Annotated in this window: 12 protein-coding genes; 3 read left to right on the top strand and 9 right to left on the bottom strand. The window is 45.6% G+C overall.

All coding sequences use genetic code 11. From position 1 onward, the window contains the following. Positions 1–338: 338 nt before the first annotated feature. Together rpsD and O9332_RS21345 are read right to left on the bottom strand one after the other, a co-directional pair. A complete protein-coding gene (gene rpsD / locus O9332_RS21350; protein ID WP_002737433.1) occupies positions 339–947 on the bottom strand; it encodes a 30S ribosomal protein S4 in 609 nt (202 codons plus the stop codon). A gap of 63 nt (positions 948–1010) precedes the next feature. Next, positions 1011–1151, bottom strand: coding sequence for a hypothetical protein (locus tag O9332_RS21345; RefSeq protein WP_265795732.1), 141 nt, complete (start codon positions 1149–1151; stop codon positions 1011–1013). A gap of 600 nt (positions 1152–1751) precedes the next feature. Between O9332_RS21345 and O9332_RS21340 the strand changes: the two genes are divergently transcribed. Further along, positions 1752–2489 (top strand): PEP-CTERM sorting domain-containing protein, encoded by a 738-nt coding sequence (locus O9332_RS21340; protein ID WP_288027300.1) that lies wholly within the window; start codon positions 1752–1754, stop codon positions 2487–2489. Between the two features lie 173 nt (positions 2490–2662). On the opposite strand, the gene O9332_RS21335 is transcribed toward O9332_RS21340, so the two are convergent. From O9332_RS21335 to O9332_RS21325, 3 genes are all read right to left on the bottom strand, one after another. Then, positions 2663–2980 (bottom strand): DUF3067 family protein, encoded by a 318-nt coding sequence (locus O9332_RS21335; protein ID WP_002756874.1) that lies wholly within the window; start codon positions 2978–2980, stop codon positions 2663–2665. A 164-nt stretch (positions 2981–3144) separates the two neighbouring features. Then, positions 3145–5046: a glutamine--fructose-6-phosphate transaminase (isomerizing) gene (glmS, locus tag O9332_RS21330; RefSeq protein WP_012265785.1), complete on the bottom strand. Its 1902-nt coding sequence runs from the start codon at positions 5044–5046 to the stop codon at positions 3145–3147. Between the two features lie 261 nt (positions 5047–5307). Next, a complete protein-coding gene (locus O9332_RS21325) occupies positions 5308–5472 on the bottom strand; it encodes a hypothetical protein (protein ID WP_288027298.1) in 165 nt (54 codons plus the stop codon). Here O9332_RS21325 and O9332_RS21320 point away from each other — a divergent pair. Further along, a complete protein-coding gene (locus O9332_RS21320; protein ID WP_158499364.1) occupies positions 5458–5634 on the top strand; it encodes a hypothetical protein in 177 nt (58 codons plus the stop codon). The two genes, O9332_RS21325 and O9332_RS21320, sit on opposite strands and share 15 nt — an antisense overlap. A gap of 80 nt (positions 5635–5714) precedes the next feature. Here O9332_RS21320 and O9332_RS21315 read toward each other — a convergent pair whose 3' ends face one another. Together O9332_RS21315 and O9332_RS21310 are read right to left on the bottom strand one after the other, a co-directional pair. Next, positions 5715–6083 carry an aspartyl protease gene (locus O9332_RS21315; RefSeq protein ID WP_043998808.1) on the bottom strand — a complete coding sequence of 123 codons (369 nt, stop codon included), beginning with the start codon at positions 6081–6083 and terminating at the stop codon, positions 5715–5717. Beyond that, the gene (locus tag O9332_RS21310) at positions 6080–6355 is read right to left on the bottom strand and encodes a hypothetical protein (protein ID WP_002756880.1); all 276 of its coding nucleotides are present in this window, start codon (positions 6353–6355) and stop codon (positions 6080–6082) included. The genes O9332_RS21315 and O9332_RS21310 overlap by 4 nt, the downstream gene beginning before the upstream one ends. Positions 6356–6567: 212 nt before the next feature. On the opposite strand from O9332_RS21310, the gene O9332_RS21305 reads away from it, so the two are divergent. After that, positions 6568–6786 carry a hypothetical protein gene (locus tag O9332_RS21305; RefSeq protein ID WP_002756882.1) on the top strand — a complete coding sequence of 73 codons (219 nt, stop codon included), beginning with the start codon at positions 6568–6570 and terminating at the stop codon, positions 6784–6786. 282 nt (positions 6787–7068) lie between these two features. Here O9332_RS21305 and O9332_RS21300 read toward each other — a convergent pair whose 3' ends face one another. After that, positions 7069–7344 carry a BrnA antitoxin family protein gene (locus O9332_RS21300; protein WP_002756884.1) on the bottom strand — a complete coding sequence of 92 codons (276 nt, stop codon included), beginning with the start codon at positions 7342–7344 and terminating at the stop codon, positions 7069–7071. Beyond that, positions 7337–7480, bottom strand: a 144-nt coding sequence (locus O9332_RS28195; protein ID WP_353852176.1) for a BrnT family toxin, incomplete at its 5' end; no start/stop codon positions are given. The genes O9332_RS21300 and O9332_RS28195, both read right to left, overlap by 8 nt.

The raw sequence follows: 7480 nt of genomic DNA, 5'->3' as shown, positions 1-7480 counted from the left end.
TAATAAATTTGGCAGAGGATTAAAGATTAGTTATTGTGACTAACTCTTTTGGTTAGAACAAGATAAACTTGAGAATCTTCGGTCAAATTTATTGACTCAAAATCAGCTATACTTAATTTAAATGAAACAGCCCTACCCTTATTAAGGGGGGATCCCCCCGCCTATCGGCACCCCCCTTATCAAGGGGGGCAGGGGGGATCAAACCTAAAATCCATTTTTAATTTAATTATAACCAGCTACTTAGCATCGTATTTTTGCTATCTTTCAACCTAAATTTAAAGAATAAAATAAGGACGCTGCCAATTGCGTCCTCAAGGTATCTGGAAAAGGCTTTTTTCCTAGACTTTCCGAGAGTAGTATTCCACTACTAACAGTTCATTAATCGAGAGGGCAATCCATTCTCTTTCCACAACGCCATTCACTTTGCCCACAAGGGTGTTTTTGTCAAATTCCAAATGACTCGGCAGGTTGGCTAAACCGGGGTATTCCATATTTCTTTTGACGAGATCCTGGGAACGCTCTTGATTTCTAACTCCAATCACATCACCCGGACGGCACTGATAACTGGCAATATCCACAACTCTACCGTTAACGGTGACGTGACCGTGATTGACTAATTGTCGCGCCCCCGGAATTGTCCCAGCCATACCGAGGCGGAAAACGGTATTATCCAGACGCATTTCTAGGAGTTGCAGCAGTACCTGACCAGTGGAACCAGTAGCCCGGCGAGCTTTGCGGACATAGCGAACTAATTGTTTTTCGCTGACACCGTAGTTAAAACGCAGTTTTTGTTTTTCTTCTAGACGAATGGCATATTCTGAACGTTTTTTGCGGGCCTGGCCATGTTGCCCCGGTGCATAGGCACGACGGGCATTTTTACGGGTTAACCCTGGTAATTCCCCTAAACGACGCACAACGCGCAAGCGCGGTCCTCTATAACGAGACATACAGACAGTCTGCTCCTATTTAAATTTATCCCAAAACTATTATCATAGCACAAATTAAGTAATTTATTTGGGGTGTGGGAAGTGGGGTAGTGGGAAAGTGGGGAGGTGGGGTGTAGGGTGTAGGGTGTAGGGTGTGGGGTGTGGGGAGAATAAATAAAAGCAATCTCCTGAATACTGACTCCCGACTCGGAGAATACTGATCACTGATTACTGATTACTGATTACTGATCACTGATTCAAGCCTGACGGCAGCTGATGTATTTTTTTCATCGGAAATTTTGGGTCTGAAACCCCGCCGTTCTAGGTTGGCTTTACGTTAGAATTAAAAAGCCAGTCTCGAAAACCAAGTGGACGGCGCAGCACCTTGAAAACTCGGCTTAGGGGGTTCCGACCAGAAAAGCTTGGCCGGGTAAAAAGTCGCGCGCAACAAGTACAAGAAGCTATAGGCGGTCAACGTACCGTGGGACACAGGGAATCGGGCTTCTGAAATGGGGCGAAAGTCTGTGGACTCTGTGTAAGACAGTACATGGTTTTTTAACTGTGGTAAGCTAAACGGCTTTTACTTCGGATCACCGATATAGACTCCAAAAGGGTTATAGCTGTTGGATCATGCAGGTTAAGCGCCGTTTAGCTTATGCGACGGTGGTGGAAGCAGAAACTTAAATCGTGAGGTTTAGGAATCGCCGCACTTTTAGGGCGGCGAGGATGTCAATAACTTGACATTTCATCTGGCCGAGGTTATAACTATACTAGAGTGCGTAGTATCCGTACTTTGCCCTAATAAAAAGTAACAAACCACTTAAAATGATCACAAACATCTCTAGACGACTAACCACTGGCGCTCTTGCTATCGCTGGCAGCGTTGCCGCTTTCGGCTTTGCCAATACTGCCCCCGTCCAAGCGCAGGCGGTGGATTGTTTCCCACAAAGTTTCAACAATTTCAAGGACAATCCTTGCCGGAAAGGGGACAAGTTGTTTACACACATCAACTCATCTGGCAGTGGTATAAATAGCCCGGGCAATTTTCTGACCATTACGGAAACCGTGCTGCCCTTGGGCGATTTGCACACCTTCACCTTCACCCCAGCTAACCCTCTGACCAGTTTAAGTGGCGTTTATGTCATAGATTACACGATCGAGATCGTTGATGACCCCGACACTCCCGACAACGAACTTTTGACGAAGATGTTCGAAGCATTCAGCGCTGGCTATACCACAACTGGCCAGACTGACTCCGGTGTCTCTCTGAACCAGACGGTTTGGTCAGATGCTTTCGGCGGGTCGAGTTTGGTCGGAACCTCGGAGGCCAAAAGCTCTAGTATTGGTGGCACTGGCTCTCCTGGCCTAACGGTTCCAATTGCTCCGAATATCCTGAAACTTTACGTCAGAAACACTTTCTCTGTCTCTGATGTTGACGGATCACTTAACAGTATCACCAACGATTTCAGACAAAAATCCATTGTTAAAACCCCCGAACCTTCTGCTATCCTCGGTATCTTAGCCGTTGCTGGTGTTGGTGCTTTCGCTCGTCGCAAGAGCTAGTCACTGCCATTGAATCAAAAGCAAGCGTTAAGGTTAAGCTTAACGCCTTTTTTTGTGTCTAGAGAAGGGGATGGGGGAGTGGGGGGTTCGAGCATTTGTATTAAAATATCCAATACGCAATTTAAATGCAGTATACTGTTCACTTAACAATCCCACTGGTCACTGATAATTGATCACTGATCACTGATCAGCCATTCCGAGGCCCTTTCACCTAAATCTAGGGCCAGACTAACCGCTTTACCGAGACGGGGACGCTCGCGGGTTTCGCGGATAAAAGCTTGAAATTGACTAAAACCACCCCATTCGTGGAGATAATTAGCGATCGCATTGAGATGTTCCAGATATTCAGACTCGGAGAGGGGAAAAGAAGCTTGTTCGAGATATTTCCACATTACCTGGACATGAACCTTATCTTTGATGCGTCGTAGCTGGATATCGTAGGAACGACCCCATTTTTCTAGTAATAATTGCTGTAAGTCCACACCCGTCATGGTTGCTATCGCTTCTCAGATGTCAGTCGGCCTCTTGATTTTATCACAAATGTCAGGGGAGGACCCTCGGTTTTACCGAAGGGATGAAACCTGAACAACATAGAACAGCAAAGCACAACGATCAGATATCTCCACTTGATCGGATAGTTTCAACCTGTTGAACTTTACTCCACTGTGACACTTTTGGCTAAATTGCGCGGCTGATCCACGTCTAAACCGCGACGGGCTGCGATATGATAGGAGAGCAATTGTAGGGGAATTACTGTTAGAATTGGCGATAATAATTCTTCAATTTCCGGCACATACAACAAATCATTAAAGACTTTTGGCGCTTCCGTATCGCTGTCGGCAACTACTCCCAATAATCGCGCATCCCTTGCTTTTGCTTCCTGTGCATTGGAGAGAACCTTATCATAAACTATCCCCGGCATAGCAATCGCTACTACGGGAACTTTTGCATCTAAAAGCGCGATTGGTCCGTGTTTCATTTCTCCGGCTGGATAGCCTTCCGCATGAATATAACTGATTTCTTTGAGTTTTAAGGCCCCTTCTAAGGCAATGGGGAAATTAATCCCCCGTCCCAAGAAAATAAAGTCTTGGGTGTCATTAAATTCATGGGCCAATTCTTCGATCGCTTTTTCCTGTGTTTCTAAGACAGTTTCGATCGATCTTGGCAGCGATCGCATTCCATTAATAATTTCCTCGATTCTCTCTAAAGACAAAGTTTGACGACGATAGGATAAATCCAAAGCTAAGAGATAAAAACCCAATAATTGTGCCGTAAAACTCTTAGTTGCCGCCACCCCGATCTCGATTCCTGCTTGGGTATTAATAATCTGATCGACCATTTGTGCTAGGGTACTTTCGGGGCGATTAGTAATACCGATAATCCGGGCCTGATATTTTTTTTCTAATCCTAAACGACGCTGTTTTTCCGTTTCCAAAGCCGCTAAAGTGTCGGCTGTTTCCCCCGATTGCGTCACCCCGATAGTTAAAGTATTGGGCATCAGGGGCGTGGGTGCATAGCGAAATTCCGAGGCGTACTGTACCCTGGTGGGAATACCTGCCAACTGCTCGATCAAGTATTTACCGACTAAACTAGCGTGCCAACTGGTTCCACAGGCTAAAATCTGAATATGTTCTAAATTATCGTAAATTTCTTCAGAAAAATTAATATTTATCGGGTTGACATTATCCTCATTTTGTGCTGTCCAATGGGGATGCAGATAGGTTCCTAAACAGTCGCGCACCACTCCGGGTTGTTCGTAGATTTCCTTGAGCATGAAGTGACGATAACCCTGTTTTTCTACGGTCGTCGGACTCCAATCGAGGACTCTGGGGCTTTTACGGACTCTTTTGCCCTCAAAATTATAAATTTCTACTCCCAAGGGTGTTAACCGAGCGATTTCGCCATTATCCAGGGACAGCACCGCCCGGGTATGGGGAACCAAAGCACTAACATCGGAGGCACAGAAAAACTCCCCTTGACCAAAACCGATGATTAAAGGGGCGTGTTGCCGCACGACAATCAATTCATCGGGATAATCGGGACTAATCACCCCTAGGGCAAAGGCCCCCTCCAAACGTTCAATTGCCCTTAAAACTGCCTTGAGGAAAGGACTCACCCCCAAGTAGTCTTCATCGGTAGGTTTGGGTAGATAACTGGCGATTAGATGGGGAATAACTTCTGTGTCGGTTTCCGAGTCAAATATGCAGCCTTTTTCCTTTAATTCTGTTCTTAATACCTGAAAATTTTCGACAATGCCATTCTGTACCACTGCCACCCGTTGACTATTATCGGTGTGGGGATGGGCATTACTTTCTACGGGTTTGCCGTGGGTTGCCCAACGGGTGTGACCGATGCCAATTTGGGAGGGATTAACTTCCTGTTCTAATTTTTCCCGCAGATTGTAGAGTTTTCCCTGGGCGCGGACTCGATGTAATTCACCTTCGAGAATTGTGGCAATTCCTGCCGAATCATAACCCCGATATTCTAAACGTTCCAAACCAGCTAGGAGAATATCGATCGCTGTTTGGGTTCCGATATAGCCAACAATTCCGCACATTCTTTCCCTGACCCCATTTAGGCTAAGTCCGATCTATTCTATCGCAAGCGTGACACTTGTTTGCTTAGAGGCTAAAGACGCACTGGTAAGGGCAAAGTTTCCTCTAATGGGACTCATCCTTCGCTCATTTTTGGGAGCAAGATGGGGTCAAAGAGTTGGAAAAGCTCACCCCGTCAAGGATTGAGCGAGCGGTACTGACGGGATTTGATCCTGAAGCAAAGAAGTCAGTCCCATACTCAAACAAGAGACCTCTTGCAAAAATCAAAAATCTTCCTTTAGGTGAGGAGTAAGGAGCCAGTAGCCAGGAGAATTAAGAATGAGCGTTAATTGATTAGGGTTTGCGGCAAAAAGTTTTTCGTGGGGGCAGGGTGTGGGGTGTAGGGTGTAGGGTTTTACCGATTTTGAGTGGGCATGGTGCGTTCCCAAAAATCGATCGGTGGAGCAGTGGGAGCCAGATTAGGGGACGCACCCTACAAGATCGCACTACGCAGTGCCTTCGGCATCGCACTACAATTGCTCCAGCAGCATATCGTACTCTGCATGGGAACCAACCCAGAACCAAATCACCGTATCATAGACAACATCTAACGTATAGGGCTTAATATATTCTAGCTTTCACGTTGCTACAGCGATGGCGTACTGTTACCCAGTGCCTTCAGCATCGCACTCTACTTCAACGCTTCGATCGTAACTAAACCACCCTCAATTGCCTGAATTCGCAAATCGTATCCTCGTAATAGCTGCATCCCAATCAACGGAACCGTCTCTGATTCGTTGATGTAAATCTCACGATATTGCCCGTCCCAGATCACAAGCCCGATGTAAACTTCAAACGTGCAGAAAGTCCCATCGCCTAACGTCGCAAGATCTCGACCCTCCCAAATAAACCCTAACCTAGCAATTATGTCAGACGGCAAGGTGAGAAAACCCGAAAATCCTGTATCAATTACAGCATCTACTATCTGCGTTGTTTCATTGTTTCTGACTGCGATCGCTAACGTCGCCTCACAGCCTTGATTTACACGACCTTGCATCATGGCTTTGTTCTCAGGCTCCGTGCACCAAAGTGATCGACGGCTGAATGCCCAATGCGAACAAACCATGTCTGAGTATCAGGCACTCGTGCAGAAAGTTGCTTCGCTGCGCTTACCAAATCATCCGCTACTTCAAAAGCCCCTGTTTCAATGTCAATTGCCACAATTTTCCCCTGATTACCCTCCTCGACTTGGGGACGTACCTGAGATTGATAAATCTCATTACCACGTCGAGCAAATTCTTCTTTACTGTAGCGGGGTTGTCGAACTGTCATTGAAGCGACCCTGTGGCGACTTTTGCCCCTCTATTTTAACCAAACATTGGGAATCTTCGCTAACATTCCTCAACTGGTCCGACCAGAGCGGCATCGCACCTAAACTCACAGTTTCAATCCATGGGCATGGTGCGTTCCCCAAAAATCGATCGGTGGAGCGGTAGAAGTTGCATTAGGGAACGCACCCTACAAGATCGGCGATCGCACTGCGTATGTTGTCTGCACTTCATGGAATTGGAGTCATTATTCTAGATACGGAAAACCCTTCTGAAAGTGAGATATTTTTACCAGCAAAATCTAGGGCAGAAATTGACTGGCAATCAGTGAATCGTATTGTGGTTGAAAATGATGATTTTAAAGATTATATTGAGCTAGTTTCAACTTATTACCAAACTGGAAGAATTAGAAGTCGGGATTGGAATAAAATTTGATAGATTTTCATAATCCCCGACCTTGATGATTAAAACCCTTAACCGTTTGTTCGGATATCTACTAGGGTACTGCCAACAATCTCTTTTAAGGAGACTGATCACAGAAGCTTTCTAGACTTCTAGCAAAGATTCTTAGATCTGACTGCACTTTGTCACAAAATTTCACTATTATTTCGGGTGCGGTGATTTGTTATAGCGGTTTTCAGTCTAATAAGGTATGGTAAATCCCTTGTTATGCCGCTGCAATCCTTGTTTTCAAATACAAAAATATGAATCTGCCTGTTATTGATGTGCCTCCATATACGCTCGTAGCAATTGATTGATCTGTGTTTGATAGCCACGCCCTTGAGACTTAAACCACTCTAATACATCGCTATCAATGGGGAGTGTAACTTGAGCCTTGGCTTTTGTAGCAGGTAAACCCCGCCGCACTACCGCCTTAGCAAACATTTCTGGCGTAATCTCTGGACAATCTGATAAATCAATATCTTCATCGCTCATCGCATCCAATCGTTGCCAATCAGTTTGAGAGTTGCTCGAAGTAGGTTCGTTATTCATATTTCGTCGCTTTTCTTGCAGAAATAATACGGGTGCAATCCTCACGTTCTGTATGGACAACGGCAATCACTCGCCCTTGCAACAAACCGAATGTGACAAAACGCTGCTCTCCATAACCGTAACGATCGTCCTCAAC

It is taken from the genome of Microcystis sp. LE19-10.1B (assembly GCF_027530565.1).
Taxonomy (GTDB): domain Bacteria; phylum Cyanobacteriota; class Cyanobacteriia; order Cyanobacteriales; family Microcystaceae; genus Microcystis; species Microcystis aeruginosa.
Note: the sequence above shows the minus strand (reverse complement) of the source record. Positions and strands in the feature narration are given on the sequence as shown.